We start from the raw sequence: 776 nt of genomic DNA, 5'->3' as shown, positions 1-776 counted from the left end.
ATATATTGCTGACTCCATTTCCGGAACTGAAGTTCAAGTCTACTCTTACTCTTGACCGTCGCAACGCCGTTAATACCACTTTTCTTGATCCGATTTCTACTGCTTGGGGCCGCAATCAGTACGGTGAGGCTTCGGACAATCGGAATATGAACACAGTGCTGACATTTGATAATGTATTGACTTATAATAAAAATTTCAAGAAACATGGCTTGGAAGTAATGGCCGGTTCGTCATGGACGGATTCAGACTATTCAAATAGCTGGATCAACGGCTCTCACTATCGTAGCGATCAGATTCAAACATTGAATGCTGCCAATAAAATATCTTGGGATAATACAGGTACGGGTGCATCTCAATGGGGAATTATGTCATTCTTCGGACGTGTAGCTTATAACTTCGACAGTAAATACTTGGTAACAGCTAATCTTCGTGCCGATGGTTCTTCTAAATTACATCCCGATCATCGTTGGGGCGTATTTCCTTCATTCTCTGCAGCCTGGCGTATTTCTTCGGAAAAGTTCATGGAGAACCTGACATGGATTGACGATTTAAAATTGCGCGGTGGCTGGGGACAAACCGGTAACCAGTCGGGTATTGGTGACTATGCATATTTGCAGCGTTACAATATCGGCCGTATCGAATGGTTTAAGAAAGGCGGCGAAGGTGATTCGACTGATTATGCAAATGCTGTTCCTACCATTAGCCAGGCCAACTTGCGTACATCTGATTTAACATGGGAAACCACGACACAGACCAATATAGGTCTGGATCTGACC

The 776-nt window shown here is 43.7% G+C and carries 1 pseudogene; it reads left to right on the top strand.

Annotation, left to right across the window (positions count from 1 at the left end):
- A pseudogene (locus tag AB5935_RS24390) lies at positions 1 to 776 on the top strand (SusC/RagA family protein); the annotation flags it as partial.

Origin of the sequence: Phocaeicola sp. RTP21198st1_B8_RTP21198_201120 (assembly GCF_040929485.1) — a bacterium.
In the GTDB taxonomy this organism is placed as follows: Bacteria; Bacteroidota; Bacteroidia; order Bacteroidales; family Bacteroidaceae; genus Phocaeicola; species Phocaeicola dorei.
The sequence above is the reverse complement of the archived record's forward strand: the minus strand, read 5'-3'. Positions and strand labels throughout refer to the sequence as shown.